Genomic DNA, 25223 nt, shown 5'->3' with positions numbered 1-25223 from the left:
AGAGCAGGCCGGAGCTGAGAGGCTAGCCGCTCTGGTGCAGGGCCGTTGGGGGATCGAAGCACTGCACCATGTGCGGGACGGGAGCTTCGGAGAGAACGTCTCCTGCGTGCACGGCGGGCACCCCCTTCAGAACATGGCGATACCGCGCAATATGGCCGCCCCGATCCTGACAGAGTTGGGGATGTCCAGGATCCCCGAAGCGTTCCTCTGGGTCTCCTACGAGGCCTTCATACGCCCCTCCGCATGCTGGAGATCCCCTGGCCAGCGAGGGCACGGCCCTCACCTGAGAATGCAACATCCCGGACTGGGCAGCAGGCTGGCCTGCATTCTTCTCATAGAAGCACAGCTCGACGGTGTTCCATAGGATCTGCGAGTTAATAGGCAGGGACTCCGGTGCGATATCTGCGTCAACAGTCACTACCCCTGTCCACTCGTCTCCTGTTTGCCACCCGAGGGTCGACCGCCGAAGCCGCCCCTGTTGACTGCTGATCAACCGGCCATCCGGGCCCGGACGCCATGGGCGTGGCGCCGACTGTCCCCGGTTTCCGAACAGCTCCACGGCGAACTCCAGTATGGTGATCGGCAAGGGAATTCCTTTGGAACTGTAGCGCGGATCCTGATGTTCTCGGATAATTGTCAGAGCTCCAGAACAAGTCTGGCGATGGGAACAGTGATGGGACGCTTCGAATACACCAGCGCTCTAGTTATAACAGGGGATAATCCGGATGAGTTGATGACCCGATTGGTTCAAACAGTTGCCACAGAGGATTATGTTCTCTATGAGAATCCCCCGCTGTGGAGTCTCGCTGTCGGTCGTATCGCTGAGGTCGTCCTCACCCCTACACACGCCATCTACCGCGACGCGGAAGGTGAACACGTCGTCCCCCGGGAGGAGCAGCTGCTAGCGGAAGTACCACGGCTGCTGGAACGGGTTCCTGTGGACGACTGGAGGGCCTACGGCATTGCCGGATTCGATCTGCCACACACCACTGCAACCCAGGCAGGGGAGTTCTCGGACGATGAACCCCTCCTGCACCTGATGGTTCCGAGGCTGGAAGTGAGCATCACCGACGGCACGGCCACCGTGCGCGGTGTCGACACTGCCGAGGTCGAAGCGGTGGCTGGCGCCGTGCAGAGAACGGAGCCGCGACAGCATCCGAATCCGTCACCGGTGGATGTCTCCCAGGATGAGGGCAACGCCTACCAAAAGGCCGTGGAGGAAGTACAGGCCCGAATGCGCAGCGAGGGCCTGCAGAAGGTGGTGCTCTCACGGGCAGTGCCGATCGGGGCCGATGTCGACGTTCCCGCCACGTTCCTGCTGGGGCGGCGGCACAACACCCCGGCTCGGTCCTTCATGGTCAGGATCAACGGTTCGGAAGCGGCCGGGTTCAGCCCTGAGATCATCGTCAACGTGTCCGCGGACAGACAGGTCACGACCCAGCCACTGGCCGGGACCCGACCGTACCGGGCGCACGACGCCGAGCACAGCGCGCGCCTGCGCCAGGAGCTGTTGGACGACCCGAAAGAAGTGTGCGAGCACGCGCTGGCGGTCCGAAACTCGCTGCGCGACATGGCTGCCTGCTGCGAGCCCGATTCGCCGGCGGTCAAGGACTTCATGACTGTGGAGAACCGGGGCAGCGTGCAGCACATCGCCTCTCGCGTCATCGGCACGCTGGACCAACGGCTCAGCCCGTGGGACGCGCTCATCTCTCTCTTCCCCACACTGATCGGGGCACCTCGGCCACAGGCCCACGCCATGATCCGCGAGTTCGAAACAACGCCACGCGGCCTGTACGGAGGAGCTGTACTGGTCGCCGACGCCAGTGGCTCTCTCGACGCGGCCCTGGTCATCCGGTCCTTGTTCCAGGAACAAGGCAGAGCCTGGCTCCAGGCGGGGGCAGGAATCGGCCTGGAGTCCCGACCTGACCGCGAGTTCGAGGAGACCTGCGAGAAGATGCGCAGCGTTTCCTCCCATATCGTGTTGGCTTCCAAGGCTGATCGACGGTCATGAGGTGCCCGCCCCGCGCATGCGAGGCCCCCCGGCACACCTGGCGACGGGCCGGGGCAGTCCTCCAGCCATAGCCGCCCGTCCTTGATCTCCAGACGCTCGTTGAACAGCGGGTCCAACCAGTCGAAGTGCCCGACGGTAATCCGGCTGGGTGATGTCGCAGGCGGCACCGTCGATCCACCTCTCGTACTCAGCGACCGACGCCGGCATCTCGCCTGTGACGACCGGGGTGTCCAAAGCACGGGCCAGCCGCGCGTGCCCCGCGACGTCGTAGGCGTCCAGCGGGTCCTCGGCTGGAGGGTGGTGGCGGTGTCTGTCCGGATGTGTATCGCGTCGACCGTGACCACAACCCCGTTGGTATCGATGAACTGGAGCAGGTTCCGCACGGCGAGGTTCTCGTCGTGCGGAACCTGCTCGACCTCCTGGACATCGATGGAGCGGACGTCACCCTCGACGCGATGCACACTCAGACCGACACCGCCACCACCATCCGGGCCCAGGGCACCCACTACGTCTTCACCGTCAAGGCCGACAACAGACACCTCTACGCCCAGCTCAAGAACCTGCCGTGGAAGCACGTGCCCGCATACACCACACGCGATACCGGGCACGGCCGCAAAGAGACCCGCACCATCAAGACCACTCAGGTCCCGGTGTGGATCACCTTCGAGGGCGCCGCTCAGATCGCCCAGCTACGCCGTACCACCTGGCGCAAGAAGTCCAAGGGCTCACCCAAACACAAGAGCAACTGATTCGGCTTCTGAACTCCCCAACACAGACACGTCCCTGCCGTTTTCCGGTGAACGGAAGACGACAGGGACGAATCGACCTAGGACCAGCAGCCGAGGGCAAACCAGGCCGGCGTGCCGGGCGTGACTGCGTCACACGACGGCGGTGCTGGCTGCGCGGCAGCGGCGGGCATCGCCGCCGCCCCGAGGGCGGCGGCGGTCAGGGCGAAAACAACGACGATGCGACGCATCGACTCTCCTCAATCTCCTGAGCTGGATCCTGCCTCCCAGCTAGTTCCCTCACCCCCGGACAGCCAACCCTGCCACCAGCAAAAACAGGCCGTTCCTGATCGCATACCACCACCAAGGTCCGCGAGTCGCCCCCAACCTGGCCACCAGGTTGGCGCGCCAAGGCGTTGGTCCGCTGCCTGGCCAGGCACACCACCGCCTGAGGATGCGGCACCCCTTCGGCCCGCTTACGCCGGTAGTACTCCTGAGACGCGCCCAGCCGTAGCAGCGCTGACTGCGCCGAGAGGTGGAACAGGCGACACAGCCTGCGGCTGTAGTGCCGGGGTCTGCGGTTGTTGTTCGTTCTTTTAGAGCTCATCTCATTTGGTGAGTCTGCGGAAGCAAATCAACGTGCACATGGTGCGCTCGACCTGCCACCGGCGCCGCCCCACCCGCTTCGAGGACCCCACGCCCTTGCGGGCCAGACGATGGACGATCCCGCGTTCGCGCAGCCATCGACACAGGTGGGTGTAGTCATATCCCTTGCCGCCGTGGAGCTTGCCGGGTTTGCGCCGCCTGCGGCCTCGCCTGGACCTGATGGGCGGTATCGCACGCACCAGCGGTCACAGCGCTTGGCTGTCGTGCAGGTTCGCACCCGAGATCGCCATGGACATCGGAAGCCCGGCCCGATCGGTGATCAAGTGGATCTTGGCGCCCTTCTTGCCCCGATCGACAGGATTCGGACCTGTCAGGTCCCCCCTTGGAGCGCACGCATGTTCACCGAGTCGATCGCACACCGCGACCAGTCCAGCTCACCGCGGGAGCCGAGTTCGTCCAGGACCAGGCGGTGCAGCTTCGCCCACACACGGGCCCGGCTCCACTCGCTGAAACGCCGGTGTGCGGTAGGCCCGGAGGGGCCGAAGACCGGTGGGAGCTGGGCCCACGTGCAGCCGGTGGTCGCCACGAAGATGATCGCGGCCAACACCTCACGGTCTCCGTGTCTGCGCCGCCCACCACCTTGAGGCCGGGTGGGCGCCCGAGGCGCCCACCCGCTGAAACAGCTCCCACAGTCCATCCAACACCAAACGCTCAACCATCGACACCGGGCCAGGTTATCGAGAACCCAAATGAGATGAGCTCGAAAAAGGGGACGGGAGCACCCGTGATCTACACCCCAACCGCCTGGCCATATGAACCCAGGGTTCCGACAAAGTCGGGTGATGGGGTTGTGACCTGCGTCTTCGTGAGTGCAACAAGCAGTTAATTCTGCACCCAGAGCAGCCACTTTCCCTCTTCGAAGTTGCTGGGCTGGCAGAACGCCGCCAGATCGTCCTCGCCAGCGGCCATGGCATTGCCCATGCAGGTTTCTTGTGACCCGTAGGTGGAATGGGGGCGCACGTCAGCCGAAGCCGCGCCTGAGGAGAGAGCGATCCCAGCTGCTGTGACACCCAGCGTGATGAAAACTTTCTTGAACATAACGCCTCCTTGAGAGCTTTCCCAGTAGTACGAGGAAGACCCTATACGAGGGATGGCTGACAGTCAGAAGCTGAATACGAACTCGGAGGTTTATTGCTGAATGTATTAAATCGGACCTATATTTACAGATCAGAGAAGACCCGAAGAAAAAGTAAAGATTGGCGGTATTTTTCATCCCCTCGTGGCTCGAGGAGTCGCAGATTGGCAACCTTCGGTTATTGTTCGAGCAAGGTGCCGTGGAAGCACGTGCCCGCACACACCACACGCGATACCGGACACGGCCGCAAAGAGACCCGCACCATCAAGACCGCCCAGGTCCCGGCGTGGATCACCTTCGAAGGCGCGACCCAGGTCGCCCAGGTGCGCCGTACCACCTGGCGCAAGAAGTCCAAGGGCTCACCCAAACGCAAGAGTGTCGAGGTCGTCTACCTGAGCACCTCGGCTGACCACCGCGCTGCGCCTGCGTTGGTGCTGGCCGGATGGGTTCGCCAGCACTGGGGCATCGAGAACAAGCTTCATCACGTCCGGGATGTCACCTATGACGAGGACCGCTCCCAGGTGCGCACGGGCAGCGCTGCCCAGGTCATGGCGACCCTGCGCAACACCGCGATCGGGCTGCTCAGAGCGGCCGGGTTCGACAACATCGCCCAGGCCAACCATCACATGATCCGCGACGAGGCTCGCCCACTCAGACTCCTACAGACCTGACTTTGCCGGAGCCCTGGCGATTCCCCGGGTCATGCCCAGGATAGTGAGTGTATGGGTGGTGCTCTTGGCGGCCTATTGGCCGATCGCGGTGAACCCTTGGGTTCCGGACCAGCGGGTGGCGTCGTCCGCAGAGTCCGCGTGGGTCGGGTACACGTGCGAGGGCCTGGAGCAGAGAGTCCTGGCACGAGACGGGTTCGGCGATGAGCCCGCCGGGGTGAGACGGCGGCTGAGGATTGGCTCACGCCCTGTGAGACAGAAATCCCCGCCCCGATGTGGAGGCGGGGAACCGGCGACACCAGGGGCCAGATGGCGCCGCATGGGGTGCCATCATTGGCCGGTTCTGCGAGGCACAGAATTAGTTAAAAAATCACCACAGCACCATCGTGTTCGCCTCCGTCGCAGACCATACCGAGGGAATCGTGACCCTTGAGGGTTCCTCCTCCCAGGAAGCACTCCTCCATAGTGATGACCTTCTCGGCGGCGGCGGGCGCGGCCAGCGCTCCGCAGGCGGCTGCGGTCAGAACGAGAGTGGCGATAATGCGACGCACCGGTCTCCTCGTGTTCGTATTCAGGGGCATTTCCCCGATCCGATCTTCTCTATGTTCCGCGACCAGAAACCTCCTGAGCCGAGGAAATGTCAAACCCGATGGCGCATAAAGGACGAGCGCCCGCAAGTCGCCCTTAGAAAGCCTACTTGAATGAGTTCGCAGGGGTTGATGTTTGCGTGGTGCGAAATCACCAGACAGCCACTTACAGACTGCGGCACCCGTCGGCCGATCCGCCTTTGCCCCGGACGGCAGACGGCCGAATCGTGCTGGCTGTGGACGTCCAGTGCCGTGGCCTGAAACGTTCGCCAGGGCGCCCCGAAGGGCCGCTCGCCCGAGGCCGCTGACCGGTGGACGTGGCTAGTGATCGCCGCCCGTTCGTTGAGGACCCGCAAAGCCCTTGGGCACGGTCGGTCCGGCCGAGCCGATCCATCCCGGGCCGGTTTCAGCGAGGGCTTCACCACATCCGAGCGCGGGTGGGCTGCTCGACCAGTGCACCGAAATCCTCCTGCCTGGCTTCGGGCACCTGTCGGGCTCGAAGAATCGTCATCGGGCACTCCGCCACGAGATCGGGAAGGCCGCCAAACGGGGCGTGACGCTGACAGATCACAAAAACCGAGCAGATTGACCAAAAATCTTATGTTCATACATAAGTTTCGAATTCGTCCTCAGTCCAGGAGTCTCTGCTTGAGGCATAGGCATTCGGTGCGGGCACACCATGGAGGCAGTTCCAGAGACTCTCGTTGTCGACAGCCGTCATCTCATCTGCCTCCGGCGTGTCTTCGGATCCGCCGGCAGGGGTAGTTGCCCCTCCATTGAGGGCTGGCTGCGTACGTACCTGACCGCCGCACGGAACGCCCCTATGAACAGCCTGTACGCACCGATCAGCGCGAAGGACAGCCAAGCATGGATGGCACCCAACCACGCATTGGAGGCGCCCAACCCGGCAACAGACAGCTCTTCCGGGTGTTGCGGGCCACGCTCAGCAGCGCCATAGGGGGCGCCAACCATGCAGTCCACGGAAGTACCCCGAATCCGAACACCTGCCCAACCCATCGAAAGAGTCCGGAGTTTTACGGACAATCCAGGCGATCCTTTTAAATCAATAGACTTTCCCACAAGAGTGCCAAGGAAGAGCAAAATGTTCGGACACGACAGGTGCCAATAAGGAACCGTTGCACATCCTTAATACTTCGCTTGACCCGAAATTTTTCTTGCTGCTATCTTCCAACCTCCCTCCAGAATTTCCCTGACACCCCTAGCAGGAGAAGCATGCCGGAAAACCTTTTGGGAGACAGCTCCGGAGAGACACCCCTAGGACTCCCGGAAGATGTGGTTCCGCAGAAGGCACAGAAGGAACTGGCGAGCTACCTCAAAGGCAACGCAGCCCGCTTCATCAGAGCAGACAGGGGACCAAGCGCTGCCCCCTCCTTTGGGGGACCAAGCGCCACCCCCTCCTTTTATGAGGCGGAGGTGACACCCCTGTCCCAAGATCACCCCGTGATAGCTTCCCTGGAGATCACGGAGGGAGATGGGGAGGCGTCTGCGCTGCTGAAGTTCCACCTCTCCGACTGGGAATTCACCTCGCCGAAGAACGGAAAGACCAACCTTTCCTTTCTCCGTGGACTCTTCGAAGAAGAAGAATTCCACGCGATCGCGGTCGTGTGCGCCACATCTGCCGAGGAGGAGGTGACCGCTTATGAGCGGGTCGGCGTCTTCTTTCCAGGAGCGGGCGGGCTGGAACTCCTCTACGACGGAGAGGACTCCGTCCTCGCGTGCGAGAATTTCGCCTTCTACAAAGCCTTGGACGTCATGTCCCTGCCGTTCGTCCCGGCCCAGGCCCGGAACGGTGCGCACTGGTCGCTCGGAGAGCAGCGGAACTTCCCCAGCACCGCGTCCACCCTCTCCTGCCAACTCCGGCTGGACCCGAACGACCACAAGCTCACGTCGGTAGGGCTCCTCCTGGACGTCTCGCAGCCGCTGACCCTCTTCGAGGCACCCGAGCCGATCGTCATGCGTAACCCCGGAGCCGTCGTCAACATCGACCTCTCCGGGGCCTCCCCCACCACCCGCGTGACGCTCAAGGGGGCGCTGGACTTCGGCGGTCTGCGTCTCTTCGCCGACTGCACCCTGCCCCAAGGGGAATTCGGCGCGGACCTCATCGAGATGCCCCCCACCCCGCCGGGTGAAGCGGGTGGTCCAGCCGCCACACGACTGTCCGAATCCGCCTTCTCCGCCTTCCAGGGGTTGCCGGACCTGGACGTGGTCTCGGCCTCGGTCACGGGCGACGCCCGGGCCGGTACGTGGTCAGCACAGCTCAACATGTCCGGCACCTGGAAACTCCTCGACGGGGTCGGCGTCCGGGATCCGCGTTTCACCATCACCCGAGAGGAGGCTCACCCCACCGAGGAAGACGCCGCGGGGAAGGGCGGTGCCGAGACACCGCCCGAAAGCGCGCCGTCAGACGAAGGTCGCAAGCAGATCAGGGCGACCGCCCAGGGCACCGCCCTGCTGGGGGCACTGCGTGTGGACACCACCCTGGAACACTCCCGGGACAACTGGCACCTCCGGGGAAAGCTCCTGCGCCCGAACGCGTCAGCCGTCCAGGACTGGGCGCGAGCCGGGCACGGCACCGACCTGGGTCATGTGCTCGGTGACGTGGAACTGACCGAACTGCACCTTGAGGCGAGCACGGAGAAGGGCGAGTTCTCCGTGCGGTGCTCGGGGCGTTGGTCCGTCCTGCCCCAAGGCAGCACCTGCGAACTGGACATCACCCGGGGCGCCGCCGAACGAGCGGACCTCACCGTGGTCCTGCCGGTCGTGATCGACGGAACCCCACACCCCATGACCTGGAGGGGCGACGCCTCCCGCGGGTCGGGAGAGCGCATCGATCTTTCCTGGAAGGACGAGAGCGGTGTCAACCTCGGCGCGGTCGTCCGCGCCCTGCACCCCGGGGCCGACCTCCCCGACGAACTCCTGCCGGTGGTCACGGAGCTCTCCCTGGGTTACACCAAACACCCCGGGACGCAATCCCCCGGAGGCAGCACCCTCACCCTCGCGGTGCTCTCCGACCCGGTGTCCGTCGCCGTGGCCCTCGACCACCCGGCAGCAAACGGTTCCCAGACCCCGGGCACGGCACTGGCTCTCCTCACCCGGGCGAGCCTGGGGTCCAGCCTGACCGCGTCCCACCTCCCGATGGTCGGCCAGTTGATCCCCTCGGACCTGGACGCCGGAGTGAGCCGAGCCGACCTGACACTGACCCGGCCCCGGCTCGACGCCGAGACGGTGCGACGGATCAACACCGCGCTTCCGGAGACGCTCACTCTCCCGGAGCCGTCGGAGGGCAGGACCCCCGCCACATGCCTGTCCCTCACTCTGACGCTGCCCGGACAGTCCGACAGCCGTGTGGACCTGAACCTGGGCGGCGGGTCGGACGCGGAGGCCGACACCGGTCCCCGAAGCATCCCCGCGGCGGACGCCCCCGAGGTGAAGGGGACCGGCACCGGTACCTCGGACGACTCCCCGGTCCAGAAGAGTTCCTCCGGCGCGACCTCCTCTGACGAGGGCGAAGGCACGGCCAGCGGTGGCGACTCGGAGCCCTCGGTGTCGTGGAAAGACGTCCGGCGCCAACTCGGCCCTCTCGACCTGCGCAAGATCGGGCTGGGCCACCACGACCGCAAACTCTGGCTGATGTTCGACGCCGGGCTCGCCTTCGCAGGGCTCAGCGCCCAGACGGACGGCCTGGGGTTGGGCTTCTCCCCGGCGGAACTGCGTGCGGGCCAGTTCACCCCGGAGCCGATGCTGGACGGCCTGACCGTCGCCTACTCCCGCCCTCCCCTGACGCTCAGCGGCGGATTCGAGCGCTGGCCCGCCGACGACGAGTTCGACGTGCGCCTGGGCGGTACGGTCAACGTCTCGGCCACCAAGTTCTCCCTGGAGGCCGTGGGCAGCTACCAGCACGCCAGGGCCGGATGGTTCTCCCTGGACGTGATCGGTCGCCTCGGCATCAAGTTCGGTGAACCCCCCGTCTTCGTGGTCACCGGCCTTATGGGCGGCTTCGGATACAACAGCCGGCTGCGCGTACCCGCGATCACCGAGGTCGATTCCTTCCCCCTCCTGACGGCCATGACCGACACCGCCCCCGAGAACACCAAGGACGGTGCCGAGGGCACGAAGGACGACACCGGCGGTACCGAGGGAACGGCGGGTGCGAAGGCCGAGGTCTCGGAGTCCGGGACCGAAGAGACCAAACCCGCGGAGGCCAGTACCGAAGGGGAGGGGCAGGCCCCGAAGGGCGGCACGGATCCTGCTTCCGCTGTGACCGAACGCCAGACAGCCCTGCTGGAACAACTGCGCGGCGAGGGCGATGACGCCTGGCTGGTGCCCGCGGCAGGGGAGTTCTGGGCCGCCGCAGGCCTGACCTTCACCGCCTTCGAGATGATCAGCGGTGAGGCCGTACTGGCCGTGGGGCTTGGTGACGATCTGAGCATCACCCTCATCGGGCACGCCAACGCCACCTTCCCCTCCGCCAAGGACGTGCCCGGGGCAGCCCCGGCCACCCTCTACGCGGTCGCCGACATGGATCTGCGCGTGGGCTATCTGCGTTCACAGCACCTGTTCTCCGCCGAAGCGCGATTGACCGACAAGACCTACGTCGTGTCCAAGGACTGCCGGGTCACCGGCGGGCTGGCTCTCTACACGTGGATGTCGGGCCCGCACGGCGGGGACTTCGTGCTCAGCATCGGCGGATATCCGGACGGCTACCCCGTACCGGACCACTACCCCAAGGTCGACCGGGTCGCGATCGACTGGACCCCCGCGACCGGTGTGGTCGTCCACGGGGACGCCTACTTCGCGCTGACGCCCCGGGCCATCATGGCGGGCGGCGCCCTCAACGTCTCCTATCGATCCGGCGGACTGCACGCCTGGCTGGACCTGGCCGCGCACATCCTGATCGCCTGGGCGCCCTTCCACTTCGACGTCGGTGTCTCGGTCAGCATCGGTGTGGAGTACACGTTCAGCGTCTTCGGCTGGGACATCACCCTGGGCGCACACTTCAGCGTGGACGTGGACCTGTACGGTCCGCCCACCGGCGGCCGGGTCACCATCGACTGGACCGTCATTTCCTTCCACGTCAACTTCGGTGCACCGCCCCAGGGCGCGTTGGCACAGCGTTTGAGCTGGGAGGAATTCAGTCAGAAGCTCCTTCCCGAACAGCACCTGCTCCTCACCCCGCTGGCGGGCCTGGGTACCGAAGCGCACGGAACCGACACTCAACCGCATCGGAGTGACTCGGTCTGGACCGTGGCTGCTCACGGGTTCTCCTTCAGCATGCGGTGCGCGGTACCGGCCGCACGGGTCGGGTTCTGCAACCGGGACGTCCCCGTCGCGGGTGCCGCCCCATCTCCGGTCTGCGTCCGCCCGATGGGGGTCCAGACCACCGGTGGCTACCACTCCGTACGCATCGAGGCATCACGCGACGGACAGTGGCAGAACCTGACCGCCGAGGAGGTCGAGTGCTGGACCACCACGGTGGCGACCGGGTCGGTCCCCGCCGCTCTGTGGGGGGCGATGGAGGAGACCGGACCAGGCCATGACCTGGTCCGGGACCAGATCCTCGGACTGACCTGCACCGTGGCCGACGCCGCGCGAATCTACGAGCTCGACCTGTCGGCCTCCGTGCTCAGTGCCACCACCGAACCCACGGCCGCCCTCCCGTTCCTGAACTAGAGAAGGACTCGCTGCTTTGTCTCACAACACGGCGACCCTGAGCATGGCCGACGCCGCCGTCCCCTCCCTTTCCGCGGGCCGCTACAGGGTCACCGCCGAGTACGGGATCACCACCGGCAACGATCCCCGCCAAGGGTCCACGCAACAGGAGATCCAGGTCACCGCACCGCGCTTTCGCCTCGACCCGGGGCTGGTCGCCAGGGTGTACCCGCCACCGTCCTCTACCGGTTCCTACGACACGGTGCTGCCGCACGCCACGCTCTCCCGGCTCACTCTGCCGTGGGAACGCGGCCTCGGACTCATGGAGGAAAGCCAGCCCTGGCCGCCCCCTCCGTGGTTGGCGCTCCTGCTCTTCGATGCCCGTGAGCTCCCCGACGACCCTGGTGCCCAGGGCCGCACCACCCGGACCACGGTCCGGGAGTGGCTCGCCGACACCAGCTGCGCCGTTCCCAACCTGCAGACCACGGCCGAGGAGGGCGCCCTCACCTGCCAGACCGTCCGGATTCCGACGCCGCTGTTGCGCCGTGTACTGCCCACCCCCGCCGACCTGAGCTATCTCGCACACGTGCGTACCTCGAGCACGCCCTACAGCGACGGTGTGTCCGTGCTGCCCCAGGACTGCGCCGTGCTGGTGGCCGGCCGCCTCCCCGCGGCGCCCGCCTCGGGGACGGTGGCCCAGGCCGCGCACCTGGTGTCGTTGGAGGGGGTGCACACGATGGCCGAGAATCTGACCTCGGACTCCCCCGTCCACGTGCGCCTGGTGTCCCTGCACTCCTGGTCGTTCAACTGTGCCCCGGACACGGGCCCCGGGTTCGGGGCCGTACTCCGAGAGCTCGTCGGAGAGTGCCGGACCACCGGGGGACAGTTCAGCGCTCCCCCCGTCTCCGTCCCCGGCACGCCGGAAGCGGAGACGCCCCGCACGGGGGCCGTACGCGTCCACCTCTCTCCCGCACTCCTGGACGACGAATCCGGAGCACCACCGTGCTACGGCGGTCCCCTGCAACCGCGTACCGGAACACGTCCCGCCTCCGACCTCGGCTATGCGGACGCCCGAGCCCTGGGGCGCACGATCGCGCTGGGCCGGGCCGACATTCTGGCCGCGGGCCAGGCAACGCAGCGCACACCGTCGCGCGCTCCCCGGACCCATCAGGAGCAGTTCCACACCCTCCTGACCAGCGGTGCCGCCCGCGATCTGGGCGCGGCCCTGCACACGCACCGCGCGGTCACGAAAAATCCGGCGCCAGCCCCGGCCCGACCGCCCGCACCACCCACAGCCCCCGCCCACTCCCCCGCCGACGTGACAGCGGCCGCCGAACTCCTGGCAGCCGATCTGTTCCAGTTGCGCGGCGTACCCTTCTGCCACCTGGTGCCCGACCCCCGGATGCTGCCCGCCGAGACACTGCGCTTCTTCCACGTGGACGAGACCTGGGTACAGGAATTGATCACCGGTGCCGCAGAGGTCAGTGCCAGCAGCTCCGGTCTCCGGAGCACCATCGAGGCGCTGACCGCCGCAACCCTGCAGCGGGGACGCACGCTCACCGGGCTGGACACGGGAGCCGATCACCGCACCGGTCTGCTGATCCGCTCCCAGCTGGTCGCCGACTGGCCAACCCTGCACGTCAACGCCGGAAGTGCGGAAGGGCCGGTCACCGTACGCCGCCGTGCCCTCGCCAACGACGTCCTCCTCTGCCTCTTCGACAGCGGTTCCGCCGTCACCTGGGTGGAGTTGGCCGAACCCGCGCACGGCCTGCACTTCGGTTTCACCCGGGGAGACGACGGCCTCCAGACGGTGGTGCGCGGCCCGGACGGGGAGGACACCGGACAGAGGGTGAGTCTGGCTCCCCTGATGCGTTCGGCACACGACCGCACCCTGAATCTGACCGCCCTGGCCGCTAAGGCGTGCTCTGAGCCGGCACCCACCTCCTCCCAGCTCGCGGTCCAACTCATCCGATCCCCCTTCCGGCAGTACTTCGGCACCCCCCCGCAGGAGCAGCACTGATGAACCCCCAGGAGCCGATCAACGGGGTGCACGTCCCGATCAGCGTGCACGCACTACCGGTCACGCCCGTGACCCGGTCAGAGACGGCCTTCGAACGCAGGACACCGAACTTCCACCTCACCGCGCTCCGGCTGGACCCCGAACACGAACCCTTCGCGGGCGCAGACGCCGAGTTCCGTTCCAGGAAGGACAGCGACGGCGTGTACGTCCAGTGGACGCTACCCGCCGCGCTCCGCCACGGCCGACCGGGCGTCGGCCCCGGCTCGACCGCGGTCACCTTCCCCGCCGTGCCCAACCGGTGGCTGGTCACCCGCACCGGCACCAACGCCGGGAACCCCCTGCCGCCGGAGGCGTGGATCGTGGAGAGCGACTACAGCCACCCGGAGCGGGGCAGCGCGCCCTACGTCGTCGGACACGGGGACAGCTGGCGGCTGACCCGGATCGGCCGGGCCGCCCGGCTGGTCGACTGGCCGCGCCTGCGACAGGAGGACCCCGGGCACGACCTGCCCGAGCCCCTGACCGCGCTCGGCCCCGGACTTCCCGCCTTCACCGCCTACCAGCCCTACCACCCCGACGTGCTGTCCTTCCACGACACTCTCGCCGGGCTGGACACCCCCGGCGGGACGGGGCCCGACCTGCGGCTGAACTACGGTGTCGTCGGCTGGTACTCCGACCCCCGACTCGATCCGCTCAACAGCGACGCGGGGTTGGACCGAGCACTGCAAGACGCGGGATGGCACCTGGCCTCTCCGGGACAACCCCTAACCGGGCACGGCCGGTCGGTGTACGGCGGAGCCGTCCACGGCGTGCCCTGGTCACCCGGAATCGGCACGAACGCGGTACCCGACCCCGACGACGTCGGTATCGCGGTGGGACCGACCGCCGTCGACGCCTTCCTCGCCGCCCTGAGCTCACCCTCCCTCGGTGACCAGGCCCTCGATCACGGCCAGGCCGAGGCGCTGCGGCACCTGGGATTCGGACACCTGCCCGCCTCGGACGATACCGACGGCGCCTTCACCACCGCCCAGCGCCAGTTCTCCTCCGCCTTCCTCCCCTTCTCCGGAGGACACCGGTGGACCGTCGACGCGGACGAGGACGCCACCGGGGCCGCAAAGCTGGCCGCCGAACTCAACTCCCTCCAGGACCAGCTCGACACCGCCAGGCGCGAACTCGCCTCTGCCCGCTGGGAGGCCTACGCGCTCTGGTTCGCCCGGGGCCGTCCCGCCCTGCCCTCGGGCCTGGACCGGGCCGACTTCGACCAGGAACTCGACCCCCTCCGGCCGGGCACGGTGGCCGCGCGCATCCGCCAGACCGAAGCCCGGATCACCCGACTGGCCTCCCAGATGCCGGTGGAGGGGCCGGACCGGCCCCTGGAACAGGCCGTCGCGGAGTACCGGCGCGCCCGGGCCGTCCCTTCCTCCTGGACCGTGGAGCGCTCGGAGAAACCGGCCTTCCACCGGGCGGCGGACCCGGTCGCCCTGCTGACCCTGCCCACCACCGACGTCGAGCTCGCACCGGCCGCGCCCGAAACCCAGGGGTGCCGGTTCACCAGGGAGCCGGGCTTCGTCCAGGCCACGGAGGAAAACCTCCCGGATCTGTCTCCGGCCTGGTCCGAGAGCCCCGAACTCGCCGAGGCCATCCTGGTGCAGTGCGGGCGCTGCGTCGTGTCCGGCCCCGCCTGGCACGCGCCCTGGCAGCCGCTGTACCTGGAATGGGAGGTGGAGGTCCACCCGGTACCGTGCACGGGCGCAGACGACCCCGGCTGGCGGTTCGACGGCAACCGGTACCTGCGCGAGGAAACCGAACCGGATCACGGCGACCCACTGCTCCTGAGCGGACGACAGCCCGTGGACACCGGTGCGCCGAAGGTCTTCCGTTCCCAACTCACACGCTACGCCGAACAGCACCCACAGCTCGACGAGCCGATTCGCGCACGCATCGAGGAGTTCTCCTCCTCCATCGAGCGATGGCGTGTGCTGGCCCAGCCGCTGACGGGTTTCACGGACCGGCTCGCGCTGCGTACACCGGGGCTGGCGCCGGCGCCCCCGCCCGGAACGGCCGCGCTCACCGGTCGCGGAGTGCGCCGTGTGCCCGACCTGGGCCCGCTCCCCCTGCCCTTCACCGAGCCGGTCCACCGTATGGCCCAGACCCGGGCGACCCGTTTCGTGTTCACCCGGCTGACCCTGGTCGACCGGTTCGGTCAGGCACTGCCCCTGGTCACCCCCGACAACCGCGACCAAGTCACCGTGGACGTCTCCGAACGGCTCGACAGCCGGGATCCGGCGCGGCCCCGTGCCCGGGACCAGTTCATCAGGACGCAACCGCGCCTGCTCCAAGCGGCACGACTCTCCTTCGACCTGCTGGACACCGCCGAACCCGAGCGACGGGTGGACGACCACGGCCTGACCCAGCCCGTGCACGGTTGGCTGGTGCCCAACCACCTGGACCGCACCCTCATGGCCTTCGCCGCGGACGGCAAGCCCCTGCGTCAAGTGGGTTCGGCCGCCAGCGAGCTTCCCACACCTCCCGGCTGGCGTTCCCCCCAGAACCACGGCCCCCGACCACCCGGTCCCGCCCTGCTCCGCCTGCTCAGCACCCTCGAAAGCTCACAGCACTTCGACGAGATGTGGCAGCAGATCACCACGGCGGCGGCCGTGACCAGTACGGGTAACAGCAGCGGCCACACCCACCTGGAACTGATCGGACGCCCCCTCGCGGTGGTTCGAGCCAGGCTCCGTCTGGAACTCGACGGGCCGCCACTGTTCGACCCGAGCTGGCGCAGCATCCTGCCGAGCCGCCGCGGCCACGGCACCGGCGCCGCCTACCCGTCCTACCCGTGGGCGGTGCGCCTGGGCGAGCCCGAGCGCACCACCGACGGGCTCGTCGGCTACACCGACGTCGCCCGGCCCGGCGGTCCCTTCCACGGTGTGAACGCCGCCCCCGGTATCTGGGTGCACCCCGCTGAGGGGCACGACCTCCTCCTGCGCGCCGACGGCACGTCGGAGACCACGCTCACCCTTCTCATGGACGCCCACACCCCCGTACACGCCACGACCGGGATCCTCCCGCAGGTCTCGGTCCGCCTCCCCGACCGGTGCGCGGCCCCGCTGTCGACGATGCCCGCCTTCTTCCGGGTGGCTCCGCTGCTCGCGCCCCAGAACGGCGCCTCCGTGCTCCTACCGGTCGGGGAGAGCCCCGCCCAGACCTGGGAATGGGCGGAGCATGAACCCGGGGGCACCTGGAAGTGGTGGCCGACCGCTCCCGCCAACGAACAGGCGGCGTTCACCCCGACCCCACCCCTGCGAAACGGACTCCTGGCAGTACTGCCCACCCCCTCCTCCCGCTGAGAAAGGACGAAGATGCCCGAGGAAACCCGACTGGACTACTCACTCGTCTGCACACCTTCCCCGCTGACCACCCAGGGGAGCGCGGACCTGCACATCGTGGTCTCCAACGGAGGCCAGGACCCCGTGGACGTCACCCGGATCATGATCGGTGTCCGGGTCGGCGACACCTCCCAGGCGTTGACCCCGGCTCTGGGCGCAGTCGTGCCCTCGGCCAGTTCGCAGAACTGGTCCCTGGACACGATCACCCCCGAGACGGTACTCGCCACACCCGGGTACCAGTACGCGACCTTCAAGGGAGCCAGGACCGGCGGGGAGGGCCTGACCCTCAGCCTCACCGGGGTACGGGTCAACGGACAGCCCGGGACCACCCGACTGGAGGTCCTGGAGTGGTCCGGCACCGAGACGGAACCACGACGGGCCCTGCTCTCTGTGCCCAAAGTGGGTGGGGACGCCGCGCAGCGACCGCACCAGAGGCTGGACTTCCGCGCCGAGAAACCACGGGTCACCACCTCCGAAAAGGTCCGGCTGGTGTGGAACGGGGACCCGAGGTGCGCCTACTCACTGGCGGGACTTCCGGGGGAGAGCACACCCAGGTCCGTGGTGGCGGCCGGGACCCCCGACCCCACCTACCAGTGGCTGGTCGGAACCCTGTCGGACGACGCTGTCTTCACGCTGATCGAGGAGTTCTCCGACGCCTCGGGGACCTCCGTCAAGTCCTACGCGACCTGCGGTGTGTCCGTGTCACGGCCGGTGGTCGACGCGACCGAGGTCCGAGCGGACCTGGCCCGAGCAGGGCAGGTTCAAGCAGACCAGGTTCGAGCAGATCGGGTTCTTGTGGGCGGTGAACACCCCGTGGAAGTCACCGCGCTCAACGGAAACCAAGGCCGCGGGGTGCGGATAGGTGAGAACTTCCGTGTCTGGGAGGACGGCAGCCTCTCCACCGGCGCGATCATCCGCGGTGAGAAGACCACCACGGAAACAACCCAGATTAGGTTCAACGGCCGTATCACCACGGCTTCAGGGCTGACCGTGCTCGCTCCGGAGAACATCGGTTACGACCCGGACGCTTCCGGTTTCGACCCAGGTCTGGCCCGGTTCTCCCTGGACGGGGACGGTCACGTGACCACCGGCGACCTCACGGTCAAGGGCAATGTCAGCCTCTTCGGGGAATGGGAGGTCATCAGGAATTTCGAGATACATGCCGGACAACCCGGGCAAGAAATCGATTCACTCCACATGGAATACACAGCCGAGAGCGACGGGTTGATGCTCGGATACGCCCAAACGAGTACACAAACCGAGTTCATCTCATACATTAGGCCCAAATGCGAAACAACAAATGACAATTCAGACAAATACCCCAACTTCGTTTTTGAGAACTTGCCGGGCCAACACCTGGCCTACTCCCCGCTGATTCCCGTAGCCAGGGGAAAAACCGTTATCCTGAGTTTCTCCGTGAGTCGACTGAAAGCATCCGGTTATAATATCGGCGAACAGATCGCTCTGGTCCGTTTTCACTGGCTTCCTCTCGGCGGACGGACGTAACCGATTCTACCGGCGAACGCGGCATGATTCCGGGGCTGGAGAAATGGGGCCCTCCAGCCCCGGTGCGGTCCAAACCCGACCGGTGCGCGGGACCGGGCCGCGTCAGTACATGGTCGCTCGAATTCGCAGAAGACTCCTGCTCGGGCAGCCCACCTTCAACGAAATAGGCTGGCGTGCCCGAACAGACAGCTGTCAGGCACGAAGAAGTACAGGCCGAGGCGGGTTCCCTCCGTGGTCACGGAAGGTGTCAGTGCCCAGAGCAGTCAGGTCCGGGGTGGGCGGATCGGCAGCGTCTCCCAGCAACGCGGTGGCGGTGCCGCCCAGCGGTGACACGGACTGAGCGGGACGGCCCCGGGCCGAAGTACTTCTCCTCCTGGACGTGGCGGCAGAAGGGGCCCGGCCGCGCCCCCGGAACGATCAGTCCCCGACCCGCTGGGCAGCGACGACCATGCTCACAACCGTCGACTGCGCGATTCCCGAGCTCCGGGTGAGCATGCGACGGCCGAGCCGAAGCAGCGTTGGCGCCCCCTGAAGCACTTCACCCCGAGTCCCGGAGGGATCGGGGTGCTCGTGCGAGCGACCCTGACCTCCGACAACCCATGGAAACAGAACTCACCGAGGATATCCAGCAGGTGCCGCTACCGTGCGAAACTGGGCATGTGCCAACGCTCGAATCGCCGATAGTCTTCACGAAGCCTTTCCAGGAAACCCTCTGTTATCACATCGGCCTCTCGCATGTAATCGACCACCTGTGACATGGTGATAAGCGAGTGAAGGTTGACTCCGAACTGCTCCTGGAGACTCGGGCCATCGTTCTTCCGCTGCAGCTGGCGGTCCACGACCACCACGACATCGGTCACCTCGATACCGTCTTCCTGGAGCTGTTCGATAGTGCCCCTCTTCACCTCTCCAGCGAATATGAGGTCATCGATCAGGACCACCTTTCCGTCGACGGGCCTGATCCCCTCCACCAGTGTGTCGCTGACCTTGTGCTCGATAGATTTCCGAACATAGAGCACTGGCATCCGTGCATAGAGTCCTGCGAGCGTCGCCCAGGGGATACCCGATGTCGATACGCCCATGACCGCAGAAGCCGAGCATTCCCGGGAGATCAGATATGCCATTTTCTCACCGATATGAGACATCACATCGGGAGCTCCGAGGAGCCGCCTCACGTCAAACTTACAGGAAGGGGAGTCATGCTTGTTCTTCATGTTCTCACCGAACTGAATGACCCCGTAGTCGACGATCGATTGAGCCAGAACCCGATCTGCCAATCCGAACTCCCGAATCTCGGCCTGGAGCGAGGCGGCAGCAAGCCGACCACCCTGCCCACCCTTGTGAATTTCTTGCTTTTCGCCCTATGGAGGTCCAGACGCGGAAGCGGTCGAAGGAGCGGGTTCCAGGTTCTTCGACGCTGCGCAAGAGAAACACCCCAGCCCCGTCAATGCCACCCGTTCCTCTGGAGACGCGGGCGACGTGGAGGATCCTGGGTCCCGCATCGCCCGCAACAGCAGAACCAGGAAAGTACCAGCCACGTGCGCCAGTCGTGGAACACGCCACTCCTCTTACCCGCAATTAACACGCGCCCGATCTCCAGAGGGTCAGCCCGACATGACCAGGCACAGAGAAAGCAGGACGGGATCCTCGCTGGAAGCCAGCGCTTCCCAAGAGGAGCCCTCATGTCTCGTTGGGTTCACCAACGCTGACACCGAAGAGGGGGTTACGAACTCATCTACAATCTTGCGACAGGAACCTCGAATGGGCACTAGGTTCCCCACCTCGAAGAACCCTTGAATACTGTTCGAACGAATGCGGGCAGTTGGAGTCTCGAAGGCCCCATCGACCATTGAAGGCATAGTCCCCTTACAGGCACAACTACAGGCTAACCAGAGGACGACCCAAGTCAAGCCCTGTTTGAATAATATGCACTATAAGATAAAAGTGACTTTTTTACCATTCGTCGCTTTCGCCCCACTCATGTGGAAATCTTGCAGGTCAGACTTATCGAAATGAGGTTTCCACAGCGAAAGACAGAGAGCACCAGCGAGCACGAAATGGTGTGGTCCGATCTCACTCGACGAAGGTGAAGCCCTTGGCGGGGCAGGCCATACCACAGGACCGCCCACTGAGGTGATCCCAGCAAGTTCCATGTCAGGCGCCCACGTTCGAAATGAGTGAGCACGAGAGCGGCTCTGGCGATATTTCCGATCTTGCTGGGGCTGGCAGTGATGTGCTGCAAGAGTCGCCACCGCTGGGTCAGCAACGCGAACCCACGCTCGCCCAGACAGTGCACACCCCGCTGGAGTCTGTTCAGGGCGCGGTTGTCCAGGGCCAGTGGCGGCCCCTGACCTGGCTGCTTAATGGGGGTGATGACGCGGTGGCCGGACGGCGGTGGCGGGTGGAGGAGTCCTTCGCCCAGGGCAAGGGCCTGGCCGGGCTGGACGAGCACCAGGTGCTGACGTGGACCTCCTGGCAGCGGTGGAGCCTGCTGGCAATGGTCGCTTACGCGTTCGTGTCCGTGTGTCGCCTGTCTGAGCTTCGACGGCATCCGGTTCCGGAGTGGTTGGTGGTGTTGACCTGCAACGAGATCGTTCGTTTGCTGAACGCCCTGTTCCCTTCCGTTCCGGATGTGGAGCACGTGCTGGCGTGGTCGGTGTTCAGACGTTCTCACCAGGCACGGGCCAGGTCTTGTCACTACCGCAGACAAGCAGCCCGAGAATCATGACAAACCGGATCTACAACTGGCGTACTAGGCAGCACCTCCCTCCAGTAGCCCTACGCTGGTCGCCGGAAGTTCTGTGCACGCGATGTCTGGAAAGTGCGGGAGAGCATGATTCGCTCTGTGGTGTTCGACGTCGGCGAAACCCTGCTCGATGACACCCCTGAGTGGGCACGGTGGGCTGACTGGCTGGGAGTCCCGCAGCACACTTTCTCCGCCGTGTTGGGTGCCGTGACCGCGGAAGGGCGCAACAACGCCGAGACCTTCGAGTACTTCCGCCCCGGCTTCGACCTGACACTCGAACGCCAACGGCGTGAAGAGGCCGGAAAGGGCGAGCTCATCGAGGAAGCGGACCTGTACGCCGACGTGCGGACAGGGCTACAGGCCCTGCGCGACGCCGGGCTCTGGGTGGGGATCGCGGGTAACCAGACCGCCCGTGCTGGTGAATTCCTCCACCAGCTGAATCTTCCAGTGGAGTCCGTCGCCACATCCGGAGAGTGGGGTGTGGCCAAACCCGATCCAGACTTCTTCGAGCGTGTCGTCGCCATGGCTCCCGGAGAACCACACGAAATCGTGTACGTGGGTGACCACCGCGACAACGACGTCATTCCCGCTCACGCGGCCGGACTGCGGTCCGCTTTGATCCGCCGAGGCCCGTGGGGCTACCTGTGGGCGGATGACCCCCAAGTACGCGCGTGCGCGGACTGGGTCATCGACTCGATCGAGGAGCTCCCACACCTCATCACTGAACAGGGCTGACGGCGGTCATCGCGACGAACCGCCGTGCCGCGTGTTTGGTCACGCCGGTCGCCAGGAGACGGCCTGAGAGTCGGCGTACGTGGGGGTTGAGCCGGGTGTGCTCGGGGGCCCGTCGCCATGCTTCGTGGAGGTTGGCCAGCACGACGTCATGACGCCCCAGGAGGTTGTGGGCACGGGCCACGTCGATGAAGTAATGCGAGGCCCGTTCGGCGGGAAGTTCTCTTGGCGGCACCCAGCCCGAGGCCGCGGCGAGGGCTTGGTCGGGCTCCTCGGATTCCAGGGCGAGTGTCACCCGGTGGATACGTACCGAGGCGGGTCCGAACGCTGTTCCGGTGTAGACGGCCTCTCGGGTGTGCTGAGCCGCGAGGGAGGCTTCGGCCAGATGGAGGGTGGCCTGCCGGGGTTGGCTGTCCTTAGCCGCGAAAACGGCGGCTCGCATGTGCAGCGCCCCGTAGGCCGCCCAGGAACGGGAGTCCGAGAGGGTGAAGTCTTCAGCGGCGCGTTCCAGCATGCGGCGTCCGATTTCGTGCTCGCGCGTACAGAAGAAGGTTTCCCCTCTCACGTACGCGGCGGCGGCTCGGGTCACGTCGTCGCCGGTCTGGTCCGCCGCCCACAGGAGGACCTGGATGGTTCGGGCGGAGAGATCGTGCAGTCCGAACTTGTCCGCTACCGCGTCGGCCGCCCGATAGGCCTGGACCAGCAGTCTGGCGGCGTGGGCGCGTTCTTGTCCCTGGTGGGTGCCCAGGGCTCGGCTCAGCTCGGGCAGAAGCGCTGGAAGGCGTTCCAGGAGGCAGCTGTAGTGCGAGTTCAGGCGGCATCGGATGATCGTGCTGACTTCGCGTTGGAGCTTCCCCAGGGACCGTACCCGTCCGTCTTCGGGAAGGTCGTATCGGTTGACGAGGGACCCCAACAACGCGATGCGCCGTTCCCGCTCGACATGGGTCTTCTCAGCCACCGAGGTGTGATCTGAAGACCCGGACTGGACCAGGGGCGCAGGAGCCAGCGGATCCGCCGTTTCGTTCGTGGGGCCGTACTCCATGGCTCCAAGGCCGTGGAGGGCCTCCACGGCCTTGCGGGGGTCGGTGAGCCCTTTTCCGGATTCGGCTCGGGTGATGGTGCTCTGCGCGACCCCGCACATCCGTGCCAAGGCCTCCTGGGACAGGTTCTTCACCCGCCGTCGGAGGAACTGGATCACCCTCCGCGCGTCGCGTTCACGGACGGCGGCGACTACCTCGGGGTCGCGCCACACCCACGAGGGGATGCACTCACAGGACCTGGCCCGGTCGCTCCGGTCCCACCCGCAGTTGCCGCACCTCACACCGCACCGTTCCCGGAGTCTTTGATCCGCTCCTCCACATCCTCCAAGGCGGCATCCCAGGGAAACCGGTCGAAGGCATCCGAGCCCTGGCCCGCCGGATGGGGAACGAATCCGCCTTCCCCCATGAGCACCCCCACGCCCTCTTCTTCGAGCGCGGCCACACTTCTACGGAAAGGGCCTCGACCCGCGTAGGCGGCGTTCACGAAGGGCAGGATCGTGACCGGCACACCCAGTCCGATGGTCTCGTTCAGCACGTCCAGGGCATAGTTGTCGGCGATGCCCGCGGCGAGCTTGTTGATCGTGTTGAAGCTGGCCGGGGCGACGACCACGGCATCGGCCTTGGGCGAGCGCGGTGTGTTCGGTCCTCGGTGCTGGCTGCGCACGGGACGGCCCGTGAGTTCCTCGATCGCGCCGACGTCGAAAAAGTCCACGGCGGCGGGCGTGGCGATCGCCTGGACCTGCCAACCCCGAGCCTGCACGGGTCGGATCAGCCGGTCGACGTGTCCAGCCGGCCCTGCGGCGCACACGACGACGTAGAGCGTGGTGGAGATGGGCATCAGACCACGCCCACCCGGTCGGCCAGGTGGACGAAGTCGCGCTTGAGATGGCCGGTCGACCGTGTCCGTAGCTCGTCGACGAGACGGTGCACCATCGGCCTTTCCTTGAGTTCTTCCGGGGCCAGCCGCTCCGCTGTGGTCAGTGCCTCGTAGGCCTCTCGAAGCTTTCCCCACTGGGTGTAGGCGCGTGCGGTGTCCAGGTGCAGCACGACCTCGCGCTCGACCGGGGCGACCCGGGTGGTGTCGATCTGTCGTACTTGGTGAACGGCTTGTCCGGCGTCGCCGAGTTCGACCGCGGTGCTCACCCGGTGCAGGAGCACGTTCGTGGGGCCAAAAGCTGTCCAGCGGTGGTTGTGGTCTCCGCCCAAGCGACGAGCGGCTTGATCTGCCTCGTTCAGCAGGGAGAGCGTCCGCGTACGGTCTTCCTGTCTGGCCGCGGCCACGGCGCCGATCAGCATCAGGGATCCGTACACCGAGACCGCTGATGCCGTGGAGGAGGAACTCGTGGAGGGCCCCAGCTGCTCAGCGGTGCTCACCGCGAGGTCAGCCGCTGTTCGGTAGTGGCGTTCACGCATGAGGGCTCGGACGTACACCCTGACGCTGGAGCCCACCAGCACGGGGTCCTGGGTGGCCTGCGCCGCCTGGTGGCTGCGATCCGCCGCCAGCCACGCCAGCCCTCGCTCGTCGCACTTGAGCAACACGCTCGCGGTGACGTGGTAGGCGTCCGCCCTGACCTGGAGCCAGAGGTGTCGTGTCTCCTCCTCCAGAGCGGAGGGTTCTTGACCCAGATGACGCAGGATACGGGGAAGACGGCCGGCCGCCTCCGTGTAACGGCATGCCTGGTAGGCGGTTTTGACCCGCCGAACCTCCCGAGAAAGACCAGTCAGGGCAGGGGACTCCAAAGGGCTCGATGACGGTGTCGCGTGACCGATCAGGGTGTGTGCGAGTTCGTTCACGTTCAAGATGGGACCCACCTGTGGAATGCGGTGATGGGAGCGGGGCGCCCCCGAGGAAGCGCTCGCGGTGACAGGTTTCTCAAGCGGAGCGCCGAGCCCTTGGAGCGCTTCGTGGGCCTTACGCCGGTCGGTGAGTCCGTTGCCGGCTTCGGCCCGGTTGATGGTGCTCTGCGCGACCCCGCACATCCGTGCCAGGGCTTCCTGGGACAGGCCTTTCACACGAAGTCTAAGAAACTGGATCACTCGTTGGGCGTCGTGCTCACGGACAGCGGCGACGACCTCGGGATCTCGCCATACCCACGCCGGAACGCACTCGCAGGCCCCACGGTGGCCGTCGCGGGCTCGTCCGCAGTTTCCACAACGCATCGGGGGTTCCTCCGCCACCTGGGGGTGTAACGAGATGTGCCCACCGTAACCGGGAAGCCTCCACGTGCCGGGCGTTCTTCGTGGGTTGAACCGCCGCCATCGGGACCTTTGGGCTTTTCAGGGGCAAGGAATCGAACAGGGCGCATAAATCGAACAGGACGCTTATCCGCGTGCGCATAGGTTCCAGCCCTCGGCGGGCCGGACACTGCTGGACATGACGACCACGACCCC

At 66.1% G+C, this 25223-nt stretch carries 15 protein-coding genes and 2 pseudogenes; 9 read left to right on the top strand and 8 right to left on the bottom strand.

Annotated features, from left to right (window positions below):
• Nucleotides 1-673 precede the first annotated feature (673 nt).
• Nucleotides 674-2011, top strand: a complete 1338-nt coding sequence (locus tag D458_RS0121250) for a salicylate synthase (RefSeq protein ID WP_026119543.1) — start codon at nt 674-676, stop codon at nt 2009-2011.
• Here the strand turns inward: D458_RS0121250 and D458_RS35670 are convergent.
• Complete coding sequence (locus tag D458_RS35670; protein ID WP_275042293.1) at nt 2006-2245, bottom strand: hypothetical protein; 240 nt, start codon at nt 2243-2245, stop codon at nt 2006-2008. The two genes, D458_RS0121250 and D458_RS35670, sit on opposite strands and share 6 nt — an antisense overlap.
• Before the next feature lie 86 nt (nt 2246-2331).
• On the opposite strand from D458_RS35670, the gene D458_RS33905 reads away from it, so the two are divergent.
• Entirely contained in the window at nt 2332-2760 is a 429-nt protein-coding gene (locus tag D458_RS33905) for an ISAs1 family transposase (protein WP_017588756.1), read from the top strand.
• A 77-nt stretch (nt 2761-2837) separates the two neighbouring features.
• Here D458_RS33905 and D458_RS36780 read toward each other — a convergent pair whose 3' ends face one another.
• The 3 genes and pseudogenes from D458_RS36780 to D458_RS0121235 form a co-directional block, all read right to left on the bottom strand.
• Nucleotides 2838-2987: a hypothetical protein gene (locus D458_RS36780; RefSeq protein WP_160168062.1), complete on the bottom strand. Its 150-nt coding sequence runs from the start codon at nt 2985-2987 to the stop codon at nt 2838-2840.
• Nucleotides 2988-3344: 357 nt separating this feature from the next.
• Nucleotides 3345-4067, bottom strand: a pseudogene (locus D458_RS36480) (IS5 family transposase).
• A gap of 157 nt (nt 4068-4224) precedes the next feature.
• Nucleotides 4225-4440 carry a hypothetical protein gene (locus tag D458_RS0121235; RefSeq protein ID WP_017588754.1) on the bottom strand — a complete coding sequence of 72 codons (216 nt, stop codon included), beginning with the start codon at nt 4438-4440 and terminating at the stop codon, nt 4225-4227.
• 201 nt (nt 4441-4641) lie between these two features.
• Between D458_RS0121235 and D458_RS33895 the strand changes: the two genes are divergently transcribed.
• From D458_RS33895 to D458_RS0121205, 5 genes are all read left to right on the top strand, one after another.
• Nucleotides 4642-5148 carry an ISAs1 family transposase gene (locus D458_RS33895; protein WP_160168061.1) on the top strand — a complete coding sequence of 169 codons (507 nt, stop codon included), beginning with the start codon at nt 4642-4644 and terminating at the stop codon, nt 5146-5148.
• A gap of 2207 nt (nt 5149-7355) precedes the next feature.
• A complete protein-coding gene (locus tag D458_RS0121220; protein WP_152521194.1) occupies nt 7356-11423 on the top strand; it encodes a DUF6603 domain-containing protein in 4068 nt (1355 codons plus the stop codon).
• A 16-nt stretch (nt 11424-11439) separates the two neighbouring features.
• Nucleotides 11440-13422, top strand: coding sequence for a hypothetical protein (locus tag D458_RS0121215; RefSeq protein ID WP_017588750.1), 1983 nt, complete (start codon nt 11440-11442; stop codon nt 13420-13422).
• Nucleotides 13422-16769: a hypothetical protein gene (locus tag D458_RS0121210; RefSeq protein ID WP_017588749.1), complete on the top strand. Its 3348-nt coding sequence runs from the start codon at nt 13422-13424 to the stop codon at nt 16767-16769. Before D458_RS0121215 ends, D458_RS0121210 begins: the two co-directional genes overlap by 1 nt.
• A 12-nt stretch (nt 16770-16781) precedes the next feature.
• Nucleotides 16782-18314: a hypothetical protein gene (locus tag D458_RS0121205; RefSeq protein ID WP_017588748.1), complete on the top strand. Its 1533-nt coding sequence runs from the start codon at nt 16782-16784 to the stop codon at nt 18312-18314.
• A gap of 638 nt (nt 18315-18952) precedes the next feature.
• On the opposite strand, the gene D458_RS36475 is transcribed toward D458_RS0121205, so the two are convergent.
• Nucleotides 18953-19591 carry a hypothetical protein gene (locus tag D458_RS36475; RefSeq protein WP_152521193.1) on the bottom strand — a complete coding sequence of 213 codons (639 nt, stop codon included), beginning with the start codon at nt 19589-19591 and terminating at the stop codon, nt 18953-18955.
• 1100 nt (nt 19592-20691) lie between these two features.
• On the opposite strand from D458_RS36475, the pseudogene D458_RS38240 reads away from it, so the two are divergent.
• Nucleotides 20692-21042: pseudogene (locus D458_RS38240) on the top strand (IS701 family transposase); the annotation flags it as partial.
• A gap of 117 nt (nt 21043-21159) precedes the next feature.
• Complete coding sequence (locus tag D458_RS0121185; RefSeq protein WP_017588744.1) at nt 21160-21795, top strand: HAD family hydrolase; 636 nt, start codon at nt 21160-21162, stop codon at nt 21793-21795.
• Here the strand turns inward: D458_RS0121185 and D458_RS0121180 are convergent.
• From D458_RS0121180 to D458_RS36470, 3 genes are all read right to left on the bottom strand, one after another.
• On the bottom strand, nt 21779-23044 hold the full coding sequence (locus D458_RS0121180) for a helix-turn-helix domain-containing protein (RefSeq protein ID WP_239648023.1): 1266 nt from the start codon (nt 23042-23044) through the stop codon (nt 21779-21781). The genes D458_RS0121185 and D458_RS0121180 overlap by 17 nt on opposite strands.
• A 65-nt stretch (nt 23045-23109) precedes the next feature.
• Nucleotides 23110-23670: a flavoprotein gene (locus D458_RS0121175; protein WP_017588742.1), complete on the bottom strand. Its 561-nt coding sequence runs from the start codon at nt 23668-23670 to the stop codon at nt 23110-23112.
• A complete protein-coding gene (locus D458_RS36470; RefSeq protein ID WP_239648022.1) occupies nt 23670-24626 on the bottom strand; it encodes an XRE family transcriptional regulator in 957 nt (318 codons plus the stop codon). Before D458_RS36470 ends, D458_RS0121175 begins: the two co-directional genes overlap by 1 nt.
• Nucleotides 24627-25223: the final 597 nt, after the last annotated feature.

The organism is Nocardiopsis ganjiahuensis DSM 45031, from assembly GCF_000341085.1.
Lineage (GTDB): Bacteria > Actinomycetota > Actinomycetes > Streptosporangiales > Streptosporangiaceae > Nocardiopsis > Nocardiopsis ganjiahuensis.
Note: the sequence above shows the minus strand (reverse complement) of the source record. Positions and strands in the feature narration are given on the sequence as shown.